General features: G+C 67.6%; 18 protein-coding genes. 17 read left to right on the top strand and 1 reads right to left on the bottom strand.

Annotation, left to right across the window (positions count from 1 at the left end; translation table 11 throughout):
• Positions 1–27 precede the first annotated feature (27 nt).
• Entirely contained in the window at positions 28–4737 is a 4710-nt protein-coding gene (locus tag CBM2594_RS15515) for a glutamate synthase-related protein (protein WP_116357807.1), read from the top strand.
• Positions 4738–4858: 121 nt separating this feature from the next.
• Complete coding sequence (locus CBM2594_RS15510; RefSeq protein WP_116357596.1) at positions 4859–6322, top strand: glutamate synthase subunit beta; 1464 nt, start codon at positions 4859–4861, stop codon at positions 6320–6322.
• A 238-nt stretch (positions 6323–6560) separates the two neighbouring features.
• Here CBM2594_RS15510 and CBM2594_RS15505 read toward each other — a convergent pair whose 3' ends face one another.
• On the bottom strand, positions 6561–7100 hold the full coding sequence (locus tag CBM2594_RS15505; RefSeq protein WP_116357595.1) for a GNAT family N-acetyltransferase: 540 nt from the start codon (positions 7098–7100) through the stop codon (positions 6561–6563).
• A gap of 219 nt (positions 7101–7319) precedes the next feature.
• Here CBM2594_RS15505 and CBM2594_RS15500 point away from each other — a divergent pair, with 219 nt between their 5' ends.
• From CBM2594_RS15500 to hisB, 15 genes are all read left to right on the top strand, one after another.
• Positions 7320–8411, top strand: a complete 1092-nt coding sequence (locus CBM2594_RS15500) for a tripartite tricarboxylate transporter substrate binding protein (RefSeq protein WP_116357594.1) — start codon at positions 7320–7322, stop codon at positions 8409–8411.
• Between the two features lie 175 nt (positions 8412–8586).
• Positions 8587–9405: an ABC transporter ATP-binding protein gene (locus CBM2594_RS15495; protein ID WP_116357593.1), complete on the top strand. Its 819-nt coding sequence runs from the start codon at positions 8587–8589 to the stop codon at positions 9403–9405.
• A gap of 8 nt (positions 9406–9413) precedes the next feature.
• Entirely contained in the window at positions 9414–10193 is a 780-nt protein-coding gene (gene mlaE, locus CBM2594_RS15490) for a lipid asymmetry maintenance ABC transporter permease subunit MlaE (protein WP_116292589.1), read from the top strand.
• Between the two features lie 82 nt (positions 10194–10275).
• Complete coding sequence (gene mlaD, locus CBM2594_RS15485) at positions 10276–10788, top strand: outer membrane lipid asymmetry maintenance protein MlaD (RefSeq protein ID WP_116357592.1); 513 nt, start codon at positions 10276–10278, stop codon at positions 10786–10788.
• On the top strand, positions 10785–11705 hold the full coding sequence (locus CBM2594_RS15480; RefSeq protein WP_116357591.1) for an MlaA family lipoprotein: 921 nt from the start codon (positions 10785–10787) through the stop codon (positions 11703–11705). The genes mlaD and CBM2594_RS15480 overlap by 4 nt, the downstream gene beginning before the upstream one ends.
• A gap of 207 nt (positions 11706–11912) precedes the next feature.
• Positions 11913–12542, top strand: a complete 630-nt coding sequence (locus tag CBM2594_RS15475; protein WP_116357590.1) for an MlaC/ttg2D family ABC transporter substrate-binding protein — start codon at positions 11913–11915, stop codon at positions 12540–12542.
• Positions 12543–12687: 145 nt separating this feature from the next.
• The gene (locus CBM2594_RS15470; protein WP_116357589.1) at positions 12688–12996 is read left to right on the top strand and encodes an STAS domain-containing protein; all 309 of its coding nucleotides are present in this window, start codon (positions 12688–12690) and stop codon (positions 12994–12996) included.
• A 255-nt stretch (positions 12997–13251) separates the two neighbouring features.
• On the top strand, positions 13252–14202 hold the full coding sequence (locus CBM2594_RS15465; protein ID WP_112776708.1) for an ABC transporter ATP-binding protein: 951 nt from the start codon (positions 13252–13254) through the stop codon (positions 14200–14202).
• On the top strand, positions 14199–15020 hold the full coding sequence (locus tag CBM2594_RS15460; protein ID WP_373457576.1) for an ABC transporter permease: 822 nt from the start codon (positions 14199–14201) through the stop codon (positions 15018–15020). The genes CBM2594_RS15465 and CBM2594_RS15460 overlap by 4 nt, the downstream gene beginning before the upstream one ends.
• Positions 15021–15071: 51 nt before the next feature.
• On the top strand, positions 15072–15320 hold the full coding sequence (locus CBM2594_RS15455) for a BolA family protein (RefSeq protein ID WP_062801931.1): 249 nt from the start codon (positions 15072–15074) through the stop codon (positions 15318–15320).
• Positions 15321–15394: 74 nt separating this feature from the next.
• On the top strand, positions 15395–16645 hold the full coding sequence (murA, locus tag CBM2594_RS15450; protein WP_116357588.1) for a UDP-N-acetylglucosamine 1-carboxyvinyltransferase: 1251 nt from the start codon (positions 15395–15397) through the stop codon (positions 16643–16645).
• 20 nt (positions 16646–16665) lie between these two features.
• Positions 16666–17340 carry an ATP phosphoribosyltransferase gene (gene hisG / locus CBM2594_RS15445; protein ID WP_012354092.1) on the top strand — a complete coding sequence of 225 codons (675 nt, stop codon included), beginning with the start codon at positions 16666–16668 and terminating at the stop codon, positions 17338–17340.
• A gap of 33 nt (positions 17341–17373) precedes the next feature.
• Complete coding sequence (hisD, locus tag CBM2594_RS15440) at positions 17374–18711, top strand: histidinol dehydrogenase (protein WP_116357587.1); 1338 nt, start codon at positions 17374–17376, stop codon at positions 18709–18711.
• Positions 18712–18740: 29 nt separating this feature from the next.
• Positions 18741–19841, top strand: a complete 1101-nt coding sequence (gene hisC / locus CBM2594_RS15435; protein WP_116357586.1) for a histidinol-phosphate transaminase — start codon at positions 18741–18743, stop codon at positions 19839–19841.
• A gap of 4 nt (positions 19842–19845) precedes the next feature.
• The gene (hisB, locus tag CBM2594_RS15430; protein WP_010812330.1) at positions 19846–20433 is read left to right on the top strand and encodes an imidazoleglycerol-phosphate dehydratase HisB; all 588 of its coding nucleotides are present in this window, start codon (positions 19846–19848) and stop codon (positions 20431–20433) included.
• Positions 20434–20472: the final 39 nt, after the last annotated feature.

The following is a 20472-nucleotide window of genomic DNA, read 5'->3' as shown; positions in this document are numbered from 1 at the left end:
ATCGACCTGCGCCCGCAGGCGCAAGGCATGTACGACCCGACCAACGAGCATGACGCCTGCGGCGTCGGCATGGTCGCGCATATCAAGGGCAAGAAGTCGCACGAGATCATTTCCCAGGGCCTGAAGATCCTGGAGAACCTGGACCACCGCGGCGCGGTCGGTGCTGACCCGCTGATGGGCGACGGCGCCGGCATCCTGATCCAGATCCCCGACCAGTTCTACCGCGAAGAGATGGCGGCGCAGGGCGTGAGCCTGCCGCCCGCCGGCGAATACGGCGTGGGCATGATCTTCCTGCCCAAGGAACACGCCTCGCGCCTGGCCTGCGAGCAGGAGCTGGAACGCACGGTGCGCCTGGAAGGCCAGGTCGTGCTGGGCTGGCGCGACGTCCCCGTCGACGCCGCCATGCCGATGTCCCCCACGGTGCGCAAGACCGAGCCGGTGATCCGCCAGATCTTCATCGGTCGCGGCCGCGACATCATGACCACGGACGCGCTGGAACGTAAGCTCTACGTCATCCGCAAGACCGCCAGCCACGCCATCCAGGCGCTCAAGCTCAAGCACGGCAAGGAATACTTCGTGCCGTCGATGTCGGCCCGTACCGTGGTGTACAAGGGCCTGCTGCTGGCCAACCAGGTCGGCGAGTACTACCTGGACCTGCAGGACCCGCGCGCCGTGTCGGCGCTGGCCCTGGTGCACCAGCGCTTCTCGACCAACACCTTCCCGGCCTGGGAACTGGCCCACCCGTACCGCATGGTCGCCCACAACGGCGAAATCAACACGGTCAAGGGCAACGTCAACTGGATCAACGCGCGTACCGGCGCGATCTCGTCGCCGGTGCTGGGCGACGACCTGCCCAAGCTGTGGCCGCTAATCTACCCGGGCCAGTCCGATACGGCATCGTTCGACAACTGCCTCGAACTGCTGACGATGGCCGGCTACCCGCTCGTCCACGCGATGATGATGATGATCCCGGAAGCCTGGGAACAGCACACGCTGATGGACGACAACCGCCGCGCGTTCTACGAGTACCACGCCGCCATGATGGAGCCGTGGGACGGCCCGGCCGCGATCTGCTTCACCGACGGCCGCCAGATCGGCGCCACGCTGGACCGCAACGGCCTGCGCCCGGCACGCTTCTACGTGACCGAGGACGACGTCGTGGTGCTGGCCTCGGAAGCCGGCGTGCTGCCGTTCCCCGAGTCGCGCATCGTGCAGAAGTGGCGCCTGCAGCCGGGCAAGATGTTCCTGATCGACATGGAGCAGGGCCGCATCATCGACGACAAGGAGCTCAAGGACAACCTGGCCAACGCCAAGCCGTACAAGAGCTGGATCGACGCCGTGCGCATCAAGCTGGACGAGATCGACGCCAAGCCGGAAGACGTCGCCGCCGAGAAGAAGCCCGTGGCCAAGCTGCTGGACCGCCAGCAGGCGTTCGGCTACACCCAGGAAGACGTCAAGTTCCTGATGGCGCCGATGGCGATGTCGGGCGAGGAAGCCACCGGCTCGATGGGCAATGACAGCCCGCTGGCGGTGCTGTCGTCCAAGAACAAGACGCTGTACCACTACTTCAAGCAGCTGTTCGCCCAGGTCACCAACCCGCCGATCGACCCGATCCGCGAGAACATGGTGATGTCGCTGGTGTCGTTCATCGGCCCGAAGCCGAACCTGCTCGAGCTGAACAACATCAACCCGCCGATGCGCCTCGAAGTGTCCCAGCCGGTGCTGGACTTCAAGGACATCGCCAAGATCCGCAACATCGAGCACTACACCGGCGGCAAGTTCCGTTCGTACGAACTTAACATCTGCTACCCGACCGCGTGGGGCAAGGAAGGCATCGAAGCGCGCCTGGCCTCGCTGTGCGCCGAAGCGGTGGACGCAGTGCGCTCGGGCTACAACATCCTGATCGTGACCGACCGCCCGGTCGATGCCGACCATGTCGCCATCCCGGCGCTGCTGGCCACGTCCGCGATCCACCACCACCTGGTGGAGAAGGGCCTGCGCACCTCCACCGGCCTGGTGGTCGAGACCGGCACCGCGCGTGAAGTGCATCACTTCGCGCTGCTGGCCGGCTACGGCGCCGAAGCCGTGCACCCGTACCTGGCGATGGAAACCCTGGCCGACATGGCCAGCGGCCTGTCGGGCGACCTGTCGCCCGAGAAGGCAGTGAAGAACTTCGTCAAGGCGATCGGCAAGGGCCTGTTCAAGGTGATGTCCAAGATGGGCATCTCCACCTACATGTCGTACACCGGCGCGCAGATCTTCGAAGCCATCGGCCTGTCGCGCGAGCTGGTGCAGAAGTACTTCCACGGCACGCCGTCGAACGTCGAGGGCATCGGCATCTTCGAGGTCGCCGAGGAAGCGCTGCGCCTGCACAAGGACGCCTTCGGCGCGAGCCCGGTGCTGGAGAACATGCTCGATGCCGGCGGCGAATATGCCTTCCGCGTCCGCGGCGAAGAGCATATGTGGACCCCGGACTCGATCGCCAAGCTGCAGCACTCGGTGCGCGCCGACGACGGCAAGGGCGCCTACCAGACCTACAAGGAATACGCCAACATCATCAACGACCAGAGCAAGCGCCACATGACGCTGCGTGGTCTGTTCGAGTTCAAGGTCGATCCGGCCAAGGCGATTCCGCTGGAAGAAGTCGAGCCCGCCAAGGAGATCGTCAAGCGCTTCGCCACCGGCGCCATGTCGCTCGGCTCGATCTCGACCGAAGCCCACACCACGCTGGCGCTGGCGATGAACCGCATCGGCGGCAAGTCCAACACCGGCGAAGGCGGCGAGGACGAGAAGCGCTACCGCAACGAACTGCGCGGCATCCCCATCAAGCAGGGCGATACCCTCAAGGGCGTGCTGGGCGACGGCGTGATCGAGAAGGACCTGGAACTGCAGGCCGGCGACTCGCTGCGCTCGAAGATCAAGCAGGTGGCGTCGGGCCGTTTCGGCGTGACCGCCGAGTACCTGGCGTCGGCCGACCAGATCCAGATCAAGATGGCGCAGGGCGCCAAGCCGGGCGAAGGCGGCCAGCTGCCGGGCCACAAGGTCTCGGACTATATCGGCAAGCTGCGTTACTCGGTGCCGGGTGTGGGCCTGATCTCGCCGCCCCCGCACCACGACATCTACTCGATCGAGGACCTGGCGCAGCTGATCCACGACCTGAAGAACGTCAACCCGTCGTCGGATATCTCGGTCAAGCTGGTGTCCGAAGTGGGCGTCGGCACCGTGGCCGCGGGCGTGTCCAAGGCCAAGGCCGACCACGTCGTGATCGCCGGCCATGACGGCGGCACCGGCGCCTCGCCGTGGTCGTCGATCAAGCACGCAGGCACGCCGTGGGAGCTGGGCCTGGCCGAGACGCAGCAGACGCTGCTGCTCAACGGCCTGCGCAACCGCATCCGCGTGCAGGCCGACGGCCAGATGAAGACCGGCCGCGACGTCGTCATCGGCGCACTGCTGGGCGCCGACGAATTCGGCTTCGCCACGGCACCGCTGGTGGCCGAGGGCTGCATCATGATGCGCAAGTGCCACCTGAACACCTGCCCGGTGGGCGTGGCCACGCAGGATCCGCAGCTGCGCAAGAAGTTCCAGGGCAAGCCCGAGCACGTGGTCAACTTCTTCTTCTTCGTCGCCGAAGAGGCCCGCGAGATCATGGCCCAGCTGGGCATCCGCACCTTCGACGAGCTGATCGGCCGCGCCGACCTGCTCGACACCAAGGCCGGCATCGAGCACTGGAAGGCGCGCGGACTGGACTTCAGCCGCATCTTCCACCAGGTCTCGCTGGGCGCGGACGTGCCGCTGTTCCACACCGACGTGCAGGACCACGGCCTGTCGGCCGAGGCCGGCAAGGCGCTGGACCACGTGCTGATCGCCAAGGCCCGCCCGGCGATCGAGAAGGGCGAGCGCGTCTCGTTCATCCAGCCGGTCAAGAACGTCAACCGTACCGTCGGCGCGATGCTGTCGGGCGTGGTGGCCAGGCAGTACGGCCACGAAGGCCTGCCCGACGACACCATCCACATCCAGCTGCAAGGCACCGCCGGCCAGTCGTTCGGCGCGTTCCTGGCGCACGGCATCACGCTGGACCTGGTCGGCGACGGCAACGACTACGTCGGCAAGGGCCTGTCGGGCGGCCGCGTGATCGTGCGCGCTCCGCATGAATTCCGCGGCGATCCGACCCGCAACATCATTGTCGGCAACACCGTGCTGTACGGTGCCATCGCCGGCGAAGCTTTCTTCAACGGCGTTGCCGGCGAGCGCTTCGCGGTGCGCAACTCGGGCGCCGTGGCCGTGGTGGAAGGCACCGGCGACCACGGTTGCGAGTACATGACCGGCGGCACGGTGGTGGTGCTGGGCGGCACCGGGCGCAACTTCGCGGCCGGCATGTCGGGCGGCGTGGCCTACGTCTACGACGAGGACGGCCTGTTCGACAAGCGCTGCAACACCTCGATGGTGGCGCTGGAAGCAGTGCTGGCCTCGGCCGACCAGGAGAAGGGCCAGCCCCAGGCTTCGTGGCACAAGGTCGACGGCAAGCGCGTGCTGGATGAAGTCATCCTGCGCAACCTGATCGAGCAGCACTTCCGCTACACCGGTTCCGAGCGCGCCAAGGCGCTGCTGGCCGACTGGACCACGGCACGCCGCAAGTTCGTCAAGGTCTTCCCGACCGAGTACAAGCGCGCGCTGGGCGAGATGTACGCCAAGGAACAGGCCGCCCGCGACAGCGACCGCGAAGCCATCGCGGCCTGAGCGAGCGCGACGCAACCACGCAGAGGGGCCGCGGCAAGCCGCCGCGGCCCCGACAAGATACTGACCCCACCGCAGGGCCGGCGACGCCGCCGGTCCCGCGCAGCATGACCAAGGACGCAACATGGGTAAGGCGACTGGCTTTCTCGAATTTCCGCGCCAGAATGAGGGCTACGAACCGGTAGTCAAGCGCGTGAAGCACTACAAGGAATTCGTGTTCGCGCTGTCCGACAGCGAAGCGAAGCTCCAGGGTGCGCGCTGCATGGACTGCGGCATCCCGTTCTGCAACAACGGCTGCCCGGTCAACAACATCATCCCCGACTTCAACGACCTGGTGTACCGCCAGGACTGGAAGTCGGCGATCGAGGTGCTGCACCAGACCAACAACTTCCCCGAGTTCACCGGCCGCATCTGCCCGGCCCCGTGCGAGGCCGCCTGCACGCTGGGCATCAACGAGCTGCCGGTGGGCATCAAGTCGCTCGAGCACGCCATCATCGACAAGGCCTGGGAGGAGGGCTGGGTCAAGCCGCAGCTGCCGCGCCACAAGACCGGCAAGACCGTCGCCGTGGTCGGCTCCGGCCCCGCCGGCATGGCTGCCGCGCAGCAGCTGGCACGCGCCGGCCATGACGTGACCGTGTTCGAGAAGAACGACCGCATCGGCGGCCTGCTGCGCTACGGCATCCCCGACTTCAAGATGGAGAAGTCGCTGATCGACCGCCGCATGGAACAGATGCAGGCCGAAGGCGTGACCTTCCGTCCGGGCGTGATGGTGACCGACGGCGAACTGCCGGCCGGCATCAAGAACTATGCGCGCGAAACCATCTCGGCCCAGGCCCTGATGGAGCAATTCGACGCCGTGGTGCTGGCGGGCGGCTCGGAAGTGCCGCGCGACCTGCCGGTGCCGGGCCGCGACCTCGCCGGCATCCACTTCGCGCTGGAATTCCTGATCCCGCAGAACAAGGAAGTCGCCGGCGACGGCGCCAACGAGATCCGCGCCGAAGGCAAGAACGTGATCGTGATCGGCGGCGGCGATACCGGCTCCGACTGCGTCGGCACCTCCAACCGCCACGGCGCCACCTCGGTGACCCAGTTCGAGCTGCTGCCGCAGCCGCCGGAAGAAGAGAACAAGCCGCTGGTGTGGCCGTACTGGCCGATCAAGCTGCGCACCTCGTCGTCGCACGACGAAGGCTGCGAGCGCGACTGGTCGGTCGCCACCAAGGAATTCATCGGCGAGAACGGCAAGGTGACGGCACTGAAGGCCTGCCGCGTCGAATGGAAGGATGGCCGCATGCAGGAAGTGGAAGGCAGCGAATTCATCCTGCCGGCTGACTTGGTGCTGCTGGCGATGGGCTTCACCAACCCGGTGGGCTCGATGCTGGAAGCCTTCGGCGTCGACACCGACCCGCGCAAGAATGCCAAGGCCTCGACCGAAGGCGAACGCGCCTACCACACCAACGTACCCAAGGTGTTCGCCGCCGGCGACGTGCGCCGCGGCCAGTCGCTGGTGGTGTGGGCGATCCGCGAAGGCCGCCAGGCCGCGCGCTCGGTCGACGCCTTCCTGATGGGGCATAGCGACCTGCCGCGCTGATTTGCTGACAAGCGTCATCCGCTGCGGCTTTGCTCCCCTCTCCCGCTCGCGGGAGAGGGGCAGGGGGTGAGGGCAGGCGCCGGCAGACGACCGGCGCGGACTTCGTTGACAGGCCTGGCCCTCACCCCGACCCTCTCCCGCAAGCGGGAGAGGGAGCACCCAAACGGGATCGCAAACGCACTCTGAGCCCGCCCGCCCCAAACCGGCGGGCTTTTTCATTAAGGCCGATGCCCGGCCCTCAAGCCGCCAACACCCGCTCCATCAACACCGCATCCACTCCATAGTCACCCAGCTTGACCGCATGCCGCGACGCCGTTCCGGCAGCCACCGGCGCGTACCCAAGCCTGCGCCACCATGACGCGGCAGACTGCACCGCGATCAGCCGCGAGCGCCGCAGCCCGGCGTCAAGCGCAGCCGCCTGCGCCGCCGCGTACAGGCGCGGCGCCAGCCCGGCGCCGCGGCCGGCGGGGGCCACGGCCATGTCGTGCACGAACCAGGTCAGGGTGTCGGCGGCGGCTTGCCGGCGCCAGCCATCGTCAAGCACGCCATCCAGCGGCGGCAGGCTGTGTTCGGGCCAGGCGTGGGTGAACAGGTAGGCGGCGAGGGTGCCGCGCTGCGCGGGATCGTGCGCGACCCAGCAGGTGGCCGGCGACAGCGCCAGCCGGCTGGCCAGCGCCGCCTGGCTTTCCAGCAGGCCCCCGGTATAGCAGCTGGCCTGCACGGCCAGCACGGCCGGCAGGTCGGACGAGACCATTGGCCGCACGGTGAATTTCGTCATCGGCGGATTATAGCCGCGCGCTCCGGGCACTCGGCTCAGGGCGCATTTGGCAAGGCGCAGCAAGGCTTTCAGGGTTCTCCCGGCTATGGTTTACGTGCCTGTGGCGGCCCGGGCATTGTCCTTACAATTTTCTAAAACAATTAACGGAAACTGCCTCGCCAATCCTTTTTCCCCAGAACCAGTTTGCCGCCTCCTCAGGAGACGGACCGGAGGAAAACGATGTCCGAAGTGCGCAATTTGTCGCGGCTTTGGCGAGGTAAAGCGAAGTTCGCGCCGCGCCTGCCCGCGGCCGCCGCCGCCCGGCGCTGGCTGCCGCCCGTGCTGTGCCTGGTCGCGCTGGGATGTGCCACGCTGGCGTCTGCCGTGCCGGCCAGGCCCGCGCATGCCGGCACCCAGCCGCTGGCGCGCAGCATGTCGTTCCCCGACCGCCCGATGCGGCTGATCGTGCCGTTCCCGGCCGGCGGCGTCGCCGACGCCGTGGCGCGGATGCTGGCCGAGCGCCTGTCGGCCAGGCTGGGTGTGCCGGTCGAGGTCGACAACCGTCCCGGCAGCGCCGGCACCATCGCCGGCGATGTCGTCGCCAAGGCCAGCTCCGACGGCCATACGCTGTTGTTCCACCAGGCCAACATGCTGATCCAGCCGGGGCTGGAGCCGGTGCCGTACGACGTCGTGCGCGACTTCACGCCGGTGGCGCGCGTCGCCACCACGCCGCTGTTCCTGGTCATCGACGCCCGGCTGCCGATGCGCACCCCGGAACAATGGGTGACCGCGGTCAGGTCGAGCCCGGGTTCCTACAGCTATGGCTACGGCCAGCCCGGCAGCCCCTCGCACCTGTACGCCGAATACGCGGTGCGCGGCCTGCGCGGCGGCGTGCCGCTGGTCACCGCCAAGGGCGAGGCCGCCGTGGTGCAGGAGATGCTTGCCGGCCGCATCAGCGCCTGCTTCTGTTCGTTCGCCGCGGTGCAGAGCCAGGTCAAGAGCGGCGGGCTGCGGCTGGTCGGCGTGACCGGCGTGGCGCGTTCGCCGCTGGCGCCGCTGGTGCCGACGCTGCAGGAATCGGGGCAGGATGGCTACGCCGCCGCGGCCTGGTTCGGCGTGATGGCGCCGGCCAAGACCCCGCGTGCGATCGTGGCGCGGCTGGCCGGCGAGCTGGATGGCGTGATGTCCGAGCGCGAGGTGCGCTCGCGCCTGCAGGCCGCCGGGCTGACGCCGCTGCGCGACTCGCCGGAGGCGTTCGCCACCGCGATCCGCTCGGAATCGATCCAGTGGCAGGTCATCCTGAAGGACGTCCCGATCGCGCAGGAGCCTTGAGCGACACTGCGACAGGAGGGGATTTGCCGGTTTCCTGGGAAAATCGGCAACTTGACGGGATGCAAGGAGAATTCCGAGTCACCACAGGCACGCTTCATGTGGCGCGGGAAACACGGGTGCCAGCAGGGCTAGGTAGTACACCTTATAATGCGCCCCTGTCCCGACCGGTGCCAACGTGACCGATTCTGCTCAAAACCTTGTCGAACTGACTGCGGTGGATTTCGCCTATGCGGACCACGGCAAGCCGATCCTGTCCGGCCTGACCATGAAATTCCCGCGCGGCAAGGTGATCGCGGTGATGGGCGGTTCGGGCTGCGGCAAGACCACGGTGCTGCGGCTGATCGGCGGCCAGGTGCGGCCGCAGTCGGGCGCGGTGCGCTTTGCCGGCACGGACATCCACCGGCTCGACACTACCGGCCTGTACGCGGTGCGCCGCCAGATGGGCATGCTGTTCCAGTTCGGCGCGCTGTTTACCGACCTGTCGGTGTTCGACAATGTCGCGTTCCCGCTGCGCGAGCACACCGACCTGCCCGAGTCGATGATCCGCGACCTGGTGCTGATGAAGCTCAACGCGGTCGGCCTGCGCGGCGCGCGCGACCTGATGCCGTCGCAGATCTCCGGCGGCATGGCGCGGCGCGTGGCGCTGGCGCGCGCGATCGCGCTGGATCCGGCGCTGCTGATGTATGACGAGCCCTTCGCCGGCCTGGACCCGATCTCGCTGGGGCTGACCGCGCGGCTGATCCGCAGCCTCAACGACGCGCTCGGCGCCACCACCATCATCGTCTCGCACGACGTGCACGAGACCTTCCAGATCGCCGACTACGTCTATTTCATTGCCGACGGGCGCATCGCCGCCGAAGGCGCGCCCGAGGCGCTGCGGGCCTCCACCGACCCGTTCGTGCATCAGTTCGTCCATGCCGAGGCCGACGGCCCGGTACCGTTCCATTACGCCGGACCGTCGCTGGCCGAGGATTTCGTCGGGGGTGCACGATGAGCGGCTTGCTGACGGGCTTCTTCAGCGCCATCGGCGCGGCCGTGCGCCGCAGCATCTCCGGGCTGGGCCACGCCACGCGCATGTTCCTGACAGTGCTGGCGCTGTCGCCGGCGCTGCTGCGCCGCTTCCGGCTGGTGACCGACCAGGTCTTCTTTGTCGGCAACCTGTCGCTGGTGATCATCGCGGTGTCGGGCCTGTTCGTCGGCTTCGTGCTGGGGCTGCAGGGCTACTACACGCTCAACCGCTACGGCTCGGAGCAGGCGCTGGGGCTGCTGGTGGCGCTGTCGCTGGTGCGCGAGCTGGGCCCGGTGGTGACCGCGCTGCTGTTCGCCGGCCGCGCCGGCACGTCGCTGACCGCCGAGATCGGGCTGATGAAGGCGGGCGAGCAGCTCACGGCGATGGAAATGATGGCGGTCAATCCGCTGCAGCGCGTGGTCGCGCCGCGCTTCTGGGCGGGCGTGATCGCCATGCCGGTGCTGGCCGCGATCTTCAGCGCGGTGGGCATCCTGGGCGGCTACGTGGTCGGGGTGCAGCTGATCGGCGTCGATGCCGGCGCCTTCTGGTCGCAGATGCAGGGCGGCGTGGATGTGCGCGCCGACGTGCTCAACGGCGTGATCAAGAGCTTTATCTTTGGCATCGCGGTGACGTTCATTGCCCTGTACCAGGGCTTCGAGGCCAAGCCCACGCCGGAAGGCGTCTCGCGCGCGACCACCCGCACCGTGGTGATCGCGTCGCTGGCGGTGCTGGGGCTGGATTTCCTGCTGACGGCGCTGATGTTCAGCAACTGAGGCGGGTGAACGCGGGCCACAATGCGGTAACTGCGATAACAAGACTGCGACAGACACTACGGGGTTGAAGAAAGAGATTCCAATGAAAAAGAACACACTCGATTTCTGGGTGGGGCTGTTTGTGGCGGCAGGGTTCGTCGCCTTGCTCTTCCTGGCCCTCAAGGCAGGAAACATGAGCGCCTTCAGCTTCCAGGACACCTATACCGTGCAGGCCCGCTTCGACAATATCGGCGGGCTCAAGCCGCGCGCACCGGTCAAGAGCGCGGGCGTGGTGGTCGGCCGGGTCGCGGCGATCCGCTTCGACGACAAGACCTACCAGGCCACCGTCGAGATGAGCCTGGAGACGCGCTACCAGTTCCCGAAGGACACCTCGGCCAAGATCCTGACCTCGGGCCTGCTGGGCGAGCAGTACATCGGCCTCGAAGCCGGCGGCGATACCGCCATGCTGGCCAACGGCGCGCGCATCACCATGACGCAGTCGGCGGTGGTGCTCGAAAACCTGATCGGGCAGTTCCTGTACAACAAGGCCGCCGATGCCGGCGGCGGCTCGTCGCCCGGCGCCAGCGCGCCGGCCCCGGCTGGAGACCTCAAGTGAACGCGGCCCGCCATTTCCGCCACATCGTGGCCACGGCCGCCGCCGCGGCGGCGCTTGCCGGTTGCGCCACCGGCCCCACCGCCAACCCGAAAGACCCGCTGGAGCCGTTCAACCGCGAGGTCTCGAAGATCAACGAGGACTTCGACAAGGGCATCCTGCGCCCGGTGGCCGAGGTCTATGCCGACTACATGCCCACCCCGGTGCAGCGCGCGGTGGAGAATTTCTTCTCCAATGTCAGCGACGTCTATTCGGCGGTGAACAACCTGCTGCAGGGCAAGCCGACGCGCGCGGCCGAAGACACCATGCGCGTCGCCATGAACACGGTGCTGGGCATCGGCGGCCTGATCGACATCGCCACCCCGGCCGGCCTGCCCAAGTACAAGGAAGACTTCGGCCAGACCCTGGGCGTATGGGGCGTGCCGGCTGGCCCGTACCTGGTGCTGCCGCTGTTCGGGCCCAGCACCTTCCGCGACACCGCCGGCATGCTGGTGGACCGCCAGGCGGACCCGTCGGCGTACTTCTACCCGGTCTCGCTGCGCAATTCGCTGGTCGGCGTGCGCATCGTCGCCGGCCGCGCCCAGTTGCTGGGGGCCAGTAGCCTGCTGGAGCAGGCCGCGCTGGACAAGTACTCGTTCCTGCGTGACTCCTACCTGCAGCGGCGCCAGTACCTGATCTACGACGGCAATCCGCCGGGGGCCGACGACGACGCGGATGCCGATGCCGAAGGCGCGGCGCCGGCCGCCACCGAAGCGGGCGCGCCTTCCGCACCGCAACCGGCCCCGTCGGCGGATGGCGCTTCCGCCCCCGCCGCCGAGCCGCCCAAGCCTGGCGCCGCGGGCGAAACCCAGCCGGAGGGGCAGAGCATGCCGCTGCCACCGGTGCTGCCGGGCGGGCTGCCGGGTGTGCGCTTCCGCTAAGACAGTTAAGGCGGCGAAGGCGTCACCGCCGCTGTGAATGCGCTGTCAGCGCTGAAACAATTTGTTTATAGGTGGCGTCAGGTGCGCTTTGGAAGACAACACGCGCCCCGCCGCTATGTTCCAATCAGCAAGGATCCGCGCTCTGCCGGCATCGACCGTGCGCCGGCGTGCGAACCAAGACCTCTTAGATAAAGAAGGAAAACTCACATGCTCAAGCGACTGTTGCTCCCCCTCCTGACGGCGGTTGCCTTCGCGGGGACCGCGCAGGCCCAGGTGTCGGCTCAGGACGCGGCCACCCCGGACGGGCTGGTCAAGGCCGTGGTCAATGACGTGATGTCGACGGTGAAGGCCGACAAGGACATGCAGGCCGGCAATATCGGCAAGATCACCGCGCTGGTCGAACAGAAAATCATCCCCAACGCCAACTTCCAGAAGACCACGCAGATCGCCATGGGCCGCAACTGGTCCAAGGCCACGCCCGAGCAGCAGAAGCAGATCACCGAGGAATTCAAGACCCTGCTGATCCGCACCTACGCCGGCGCCATCGCGCAGATCCGCGACCAGACCGTGCAATATCGTCCGTACCGCGGCACCGCCGACGATACCGATGCCACCATCCGCACCCAGGTGATCAACAAGGGCGAGCCGATCCAGATGGACTACCGCCTGGAAAAGACCGCCAATGGCTGGAAGGTCTACGACATCAACGTGCTGGGCGCGTGGCTGACCGAGGCCTACAAGGGCAGCTTCAACACCATCGTCGGCCAGCAGGGCGTCGAGGGCGTGATCAAGACGCTGCAGGACCGCAACCGCCAGCTGGCCAACGCCAAGAGCTGACGCGCGCCGCGCGCTGCGCCGCTGCAATGCAGCACGGCGCGCCGAAGTGCTCTACAATGGCCGTTCGCCATCCCGGCTCCCGCCTTCAGGCGGGAGCCGTCGTTTCGGACCTCTTGTTTCATTTCCCATCCAGGCCACTGACGCCATGCTTTCCACGGGTAACTCGCTGACCAACCAGAATGCCGCCGCCGTGCTGCGCGACGGGCTGGCGCGCGTGGCCCAGGGCGATGTCGAGGTGGACTGCACCGGCCTGGCACAGGTGGACTCCGCTGCCGTCGCCGTCCTGCTGGCGTGGCACCGGGCCGCCGTGGCGCGCGGCCAGGCGCTGGTGCTGCGCGGCGTGCCGGCGGAGCTGGCGCAACTGGCCAGCCTGTACGGCGTCGACGGCCTGCTCGGCCTGGCAAGCGCAGCAGCGCCTGCCGCCACCCCACCGGGACACCACCACCGACATTGATCCGGCATCGCCGGTCGCCAGCAGGCGGCCGCACGCGATGCCGCGGCAACCGCCGGCGCGGTTGCCGAGCCCGGGCGCATCCGGCAGGGATCAAGCGGGACCAACCCCGCATCCCCTATAATTCCGGGTTGTTCGCCCATCCCCCGCCTGTTGCCGGCCCGATCCATGCCGGAGCAGGATACCCGGGCACGCAGTTGCTCGCCATTTCCTGGCGGCCAGCCCCGAAAGAGCCGGACCCGCCACAAACAATCGGCCATGAAAGCCATTGAAATCCACGACGTTCGCAAGCGCTACCGCAACCTGCAGGCGCTCAAGGGCGTCAGCTTCACCGTCGAACGCGGCGAATTCTTCGGCCTGCTCGGGCCCAACGGCGCCGGCAAGACCACGCTGATCTCGATCCTCGCCGGCCTGAACCGGGCCGATTCCGGCCGCGTCAGTGTGCTTGGGCACGATGTCGTCGCCGATTACCGGATGGCCCGGCGTATGCTGGGCGTGGTGCCGCAGGAGCTGGTGTTCGATCCGTTCTTCACGGTGCGCGAGACGCTGCGGCTGCAGTCCGGCTATTTCGGCCTGACCCGCAACGACGACTGGATCGACGAGATCATGGCCAACCTGGACCTGACCGGGAAGGCGGACGCCAATATGCGCCAGCTGTCCGGTGGCATGAAGCGGCGCGTGCTGGTGGCGCAGGCGCTGGTGCACCGCCCGCCGGTGATCGTGCTCGACGAGCCCACCGCCGGCGTCGACGTGGAGTTGCGGCAAACGCTGTGGAAATTCATCTCGCGCCTGAACCGCGAAGGGCACACCATCATCCTGACCACGCATTACCTCGAAGAGGCCGAGGCACTGTGCGACCGCATCGCCATGCTCAAGTTCGGCGAAGTGGTGGCGCTGGACCGCACCAGCAACCTGCTGACCCAGTTTGCCGGGCTGCAACTGGTGCTGACCTTCGCGCGCGGCGGCCTGCCGCCCGCGCTGGAGCCGCTGCGCATGCCGGCCAACCCCGGCGAGCGCGCGGTGCGGCTGCGGCTGTCGGGTTACCAGGCGGTGGAGCCGATCCTGGCCGCCTGCCGCGAAGCGGGCTGTGACATCGAAGACATGGAAATCAACAAGGCCGACCTCGAGGACGTATTCGTGCAGATCATGCGCCGCGAGGGGCATATGCCCGGCGCGCTGCCCGACCCGGCGATGGAGGCCGCGGCATGAAGCAGCCTGGCGAAATCGAAGTCCTGGAAGACACCGGCCTGGGGCCGATGGCCGTCGGCGGCCTGGTCGGCTTCCGCACCCTGCTGTACAAGGAAGTGCTGCGCTTCTGGAAAGTGAGCTTCCAGACCGTGGCCGCGCCGGTGCTGACCGCGGTGCTGTACCTGCTGATCTTCGGCCATGTGCTGGAAGACCGGGTCAAGGTCTATGACCAGATCAGCTACACCGCCTTCCTGGTGCCCGGGCTGGTGATGATGAGCGTGCTGCAGAACGCGTTCGCCAACAGTTCTTCGTCGCTGATCCAGTCCAAGATCACCGGCAACCTGGTGTTCGTGCTGCTGCCGCCCCTGTCGCACTGGGAAATGTTCGGCGCCTACGTGGTGGCGTCGGTGATCCGCGGGCTGACCGTCGGCCTCGGCGTGTTATTGGTGACCGCTTGGTTCGCCAACCTGCATTTCGCCAACGTGGGCTGGATCCTGGTGTTTGCGCTGCTGGGCGCGGGCATCCTCGGCACGCTGGGGCTGATCGCCGGCATCTGGGCCGAGAAGTTCGACCAGCTGGCCGCGTTCCAGAATTTCCTGATCATGCCGGCGACCTTCCTGTCCGGCGTGTTCTATTCGATCCATTCGCTGCCGGCCTTCTGGCAGGCGGTATCCCACGCCAATCCGTTCTTCTACATGATCGACGGCTTCCGCTATGGCTTCTTCGGCGTCTCGGACGTGTCGCCGCTGTTCAGCCTGGCGGTGGTCGGATCGGCATTCGTGGTGCTGGCCGCGCTGGCGCTGCGCCTGTTGAAGTCCGGGTACAAGCTGCGCCACTGAACTGTGGCCGGCCCTGTTGAATCAAGCTGAATCACGCTGAAGAGAACCCCCATGCTGCCTACACCGGAACAAGTCAGGGACTACATTGCCCAGGGACTGCCCTGCGAACATCTGCAGGTCGAGGGCGATGGCCAGCATTTCTTTGCCACCATCGTCAGCAACGAATTCGAAGGCAAGCGCCTGATCCAGCGCCACCAGCGTGTCTACGCGGCGCTGGGCGACCGCATGCGCGCCGAGATCCACGCGCTGTCGATGAAGACCCTGACCCCGGCGGAGTGGCAGGCGGGCGAAGGCAAGTAAGGCACAATGCGCCGCGCCCCTGCGCGGCTCCAGAACAATGATGCCGGGCGCGTGCCCGGACCAGACCTCAGAACATGGACAAATTCCAGATTCACGGCAACGGCCCGCTCAAGGGTGAAATCCGCGTATCGGGCGCCAAGAACGCCGCCCTGCCGATCCTGTGCGCGGGCCTGCTGACGGCCGACACCGTCGCGCTGGACAACGTGCCGAACCTGCAGGACGTGCGCACCACGCTCAAGCTGCTGCGCCTGATGGGCATGCAGGCGGAATTCGACGGCGCGCGCGTGACCCTGAACGGCGCCGACGTCAATGTGCTCGAGGCCCCGTACGAGCTGGTCAAGACCATGCGCGCCTCGATCCTGGTGCTGGGCCCGCTGGTGGCGCGCTTCGGCGAGGCCCGCGTGTCGCTGCCGGGCGGCTGCGGCATCGGCGCGCGCCCGGTCGACCAGCACATCAAGGGCCTGCAGGCGATGGGCGCCGAGATCACCATCGAGCACGGCTTTATCCATGCCCGCGCCAAACGCCTGAAGGGCGCGCGCGTGGTCACCGACATGATCACCGTGACCGGCACCGAGAACCTGCTGATGGCCGCCACGCTGGCCGAAGGCGAGACCGTGCTGGAAAACGCCGCGCGCGAGCCCGAGGTGACCGACCTGGCCCACCTGCTGGTCAAGATGGGCGCGAAGATCGACGGCATCGGCACCGACCGCCTGGTGGTGCATGGCGTCGAGCGCCTGCATGGCGCCAGCCACAGCGTCATCGCCGACCGCATCGAGGCCGGCACCTTCCTGTGCGCGGCGGCCGCGACGCTGGGCGACCTGGTGCTGCGCGGCGTGCAGCCCGAGATCCTCGACACCGTGCTCGACAAGCTGCGCGAAGCCGGCGCAAGGCTCGAGACCGGCGCCGACTGGATCCGCCTGGCGATGCCGCACCGCGCCAAGGCCGTGAGCTTCCGCACCTCGGAATACCCGGCGTTCCCGACCGACATGCAGGCCCAGTTCATGGCGCTGAACGCGGTGGCCGAAGGCACCGCGCGCGTGACCGAGACCATCTTCGAAAACCGCTTCATGCACGTGCAGGAGCTGAACCGCCTGGGCGCCGACATCACCGTCGAAGGCAATACCGCGGTGGTCAACGGCGTGCCGCGCCTGTCCGGCGCCAACGTGATGGCGACCGACCTGCGCGCCTCGGCCAGCCTGGTGATCGCCGGCCTGGTCGCCGACGGCGAGACCGTGATCGACCGCATCTACCACCTGGACCGCGGCTACGACCGCATGGAAGACAAGCTGTCGGCAGTGGGCGCGAAGATCCGCCGCATTGCCTGAGCACCAAGGACTGAAGCCCGATGAGCCCCGCTTTCAATGCATCGCCCAACCAGCTGACGCTGGCGCTGTCCAAGGGCCGCATCTTCACCGAGACGCTGCCGCTGCTGGAAGCCGCCGGCATCCGCGTCACCGAGGACCCCGAGACCTCGCGCAAGCTGATCCTGCCGACCTCCGACCCGGCGGTGCGCGTGGTGATCGTGCGCGCGTCGGACGTGCCGACCTACGTGCAGTACGGCGCGGCCGACTTCGGCGTGGCCGGCAAGGACGTGCTGATGGAAAACGGCATGGCCGGGCTGTACGCGCCGATCGACCTGAACATCGCGCGCTGCCGCATGTCGGTGGCGGTGCCGGCCGGGTTTGACTACGCCAATGCCGTGCGCCAGGGCGCGCGCCTGGCCGTGGCCACCAAGTACGTGCAGACCGCGCGCGAGCATTTTGCGAAAAAGGGCGTTCACGTCGACCTGATCAAGCTGTACGGTTCGATGGAGCTGGGCCCGCTGGTGGGACTGTCCGACGCCATCGTCGACCTGGTCAGCACCGGCAGCACGCTGCGCGCCAACAATCTTGTGGAAGTGGAAGAGATCGTGCAGATCTCGTCGCGGCTGGTGGTGAACCAGGCCGCGCTCAAACTCAAGCGCGAGCGGCTGGCACCGATCCTCGACGCCTTCGAACGCGCTTCAGCGGCGCTGGCCTGAGGCCGGGGTCGCCGCCTGACAGGAACAGAAGTCATGAACCCAACCGATATGGAAAGCCTGCCGATCCGCCGGCTCGATTCCAGCGAACCGGGCTTTGCCGAGGCACTGCGCCAGGTGCTGGCCTTCGAGGCCGGCGAGGACGAGGCCATCGATCGCGCCGCCGCGCAGATCCTGGCCGACGTGAAGTCGCGCGGCGATGCCGCGGTGCTGGAATACACCCGCCGCTTCGACCGCGTCGAAGCGGCGTCGATGGGCGCGCTCGAGATATCGCAGCAGCAGCTGGAGGCCGCGCTCGAAGACCTCGAGCCCAAGCGCCGCGCCGCGCTGGAGGCCGCCGCCGCGCGCGTGCGCGCCTACCACGAGAAGCAGAAGATCGAGTGCGGCAGCCACAGCTGGGAATACACCGAGGCCGACGGCACCATGCTGGGCCAGAAGGTGACGCCGCTGGACCGCGTCGGCATCTACGTGCCGGGCGGCAAGGCCGCGTATCCGTCGTCGGTGCTGATGAACGCGATTCCCGCGCGCGTGGCGGGCGTCAAGGAAATCATCATGGTCGTGCCCACGCCCGGCGGCGTGCGCAATGAACTGGTGCTGGCCGCGGCGCAGATCGCCGGCGTCGATCGCGTGTTCACCATCGGCGGCGCGCAGGCAGTTGGTGCGCTCGCCTACGGCACCGCGACGCTGCCGCAGGTCGACAAGATCGTCGGCCCGGGCAACGCCTATGTCGCCGCGGCCAAGCGGCGCGTGTTCGGCACCGTTGGCATCGACATGATCGCCGGCCCCTCCGAGATCCTGGTGATCTGCGACGGCACCACCGACCCCGACTGGGTGGCGATGGACCTGTTCTCGCAGGCCGAGCACGACGAACTGGCGCAGTCGATCCTGCTGTGCCCGGACTCGGACTATATCGCCCGCGTCGACGCCAGCATCCAGCGCCAGCTCGGCACCATGCCGCGCCGCGACGTGATCGCCGCGTCGATCTCCGGCCGCGGTGCGCTGATCAAGGTGCGCGACATGGAAGAAGCGTGCGAGATCGCCAACGCGATCGCGCCGGAGCACCTCGAGATCTCCGCCGAGAACCCGCGCCAGTGGAGCGAGAAGATCCGCCACGCCGGCGCCATCTTCCTGGGCCGCTATACCAGCGAGTCGCTGGGCGACTACTGCGCCGGCCCCAACCACGTGCTGCCGACCTCGCGCACCGCGCGCTTCTCGTCGCCGCTGGGCGTCTATGACTTCCAGAAGCGCTCGAGCCTGATCGAGGTCAGCGAGGGCGGCGCGCAGATGCTGGGCCAGATCGCCGCCGAACTGGCCTACGGCGAAGGCCTGCAGGCCCACGCCCGCAGCGCGGAATACCGTTTCAAGCGTAGCTGAATCCCTGACCCAACCCACCTGGAGCTTCCATGTCAGTCGTAGAGCCCTCCCTGATCGAACGCATCATCCGTGACGACGTGCGCGCCATGGGCGCCTACCACGTGCCGGATTCGCACGGTCTGGTCAAGCTCGACGCGATGGAAAACCCGTACCGCCTGCCGCCCGCGCTGCGCCGGCAGCTGGCCGAGCGGCTGGGCGAGGTGGCGCTGAACCGCTACCCGGTGCCCAGCAGCGAAGCGCTGCGCGCCGCGCTCAAGCGCGTGATGCAGGTGCCGGCCGGCATGGACGTGCTGCTCGGCAACGGCTCGGACGAGCTCATCAGCATGCTGGCGCTGGCCGCGGCCAGGCCGGGCGCGAAGGTGATGGCGCCGGTGCCGGGCTTCGTCATGTACGCGATGTCGGCGCAGTTTGCCGGCCTGCAGTTCGTCGGCGTGCCGCTGCGCGCCGACTTCACGCTTGACCGCGCCGCGATGCTGGCGGAGATGGCCGCGCAGCAGCCCGCCATCATCTATCTGGCCTACCCGAACAACCCCACCGGCAACCTGTTCGACGCCGCCGACATGGAGGCCATCATCCGCGCCGCCCAGGGCGAGGTCTGCAACAGCCTGGTGGTGGTCGACGAGGCCTACCAGCCGTTCGCCCAGCACAGCTGGATGCCGCGCCTGACGGAGTTCGGCAACCTGCTGGTGATGCGCACCGTATCGAAGCTGGGCCTGGCCGGCATCCGCCTGGGCTACCTGGCCGGCGCGCCCGAATGGCTGGCGCAGCTGGACAAGGTGCGGCCGCCCTACAACGTCAACGTGCTGACCGAGGCCGCCGCGCTGTTCGCGCTCGAGCATGTGTCGGTGCTCGACGAACAGGCCGCGCAGCTGCGTGCCGAACGCACCCGCGTGGCCGACGGCATGGCCGCCCAGGCCGGGGTTACCGTGTTCCCCAGCGCCGCCAATTTCCTGCTGGTGCGCGTGCCGGATGCCGCACAGACCTTCGAGCGCCTGCTGGCGCGGAAGGTATTGATCAAGAACGTGAGTAAAATGCACCCGTTGCTGGCCAATTGTCTGCGCGTCACGGTCAGCACGCCCGAAGAAAACGCGCAGTTCCTTGAGGCATTCGCAGCGTCGCTGCAGGATTAACACCATGCGTGTTGCAGAGGTCACCCGCAATACTTCGGAAACGCAAATTCGCGTTTCCCTGAATCTCGACGGCAGCGGCCGCCAGAAACTGGCGTCCGGCGTGCCGTTCCTCGACCACATGCTGGACCAGATCGCCCGGCATGGCATGTTCGACCTGGAGGTCGAAGCCACCGGCGACACGCATATCGACGACCACCATACGGTGGAAGACGTGGGCATCACGCTCGGCCAGGCGGTGGCCCGCGCCATCGGCGACAAGAAGGGCATCACCCGCTATGGCCACAGCTACGTTCCTCTGGATGAATGCCTGTCGCGCGTGGTGATCGATTTCTCCGGCCGCCCGGGCCTGGAATTCCACGTGCCCTTCACGCGTGCGCGCGTGGGCAGCTTCGACGTGGACCTGACCATCGAGTTCTTCCGCGGCTTCGTCAATCATGCCGGCGTCACGCTGCATATCGACAACCTGCGCGGCATCAACGCCCATCACCAGTGCGAGACCGTATTCAAGGCCTTTGGCCGGGCGCTGCGCATGGCGGTGGAGCTGGACCCGCGCGCGGCCAACACGATCCCGTCGACCAAGGGTACGCTCTGAGCCTTCTGAACCCGTAGGCGTGCCGGCTGGTTGCGGCGC

Source organism: Cupriavidus taiwanensis, assembly GCF_900249755.1.
Classification (GTDB): domain Bacteria; phylum Pseudomonadota; class Gammaproteobacteria; order Burkholderiales; family Burkholderiaceae; genus Cupriavidus; species Cupriavidus taiwanensis_D.
This window is presented reverse-complemented; position numbering and strand designations above follow the sequence as displayed.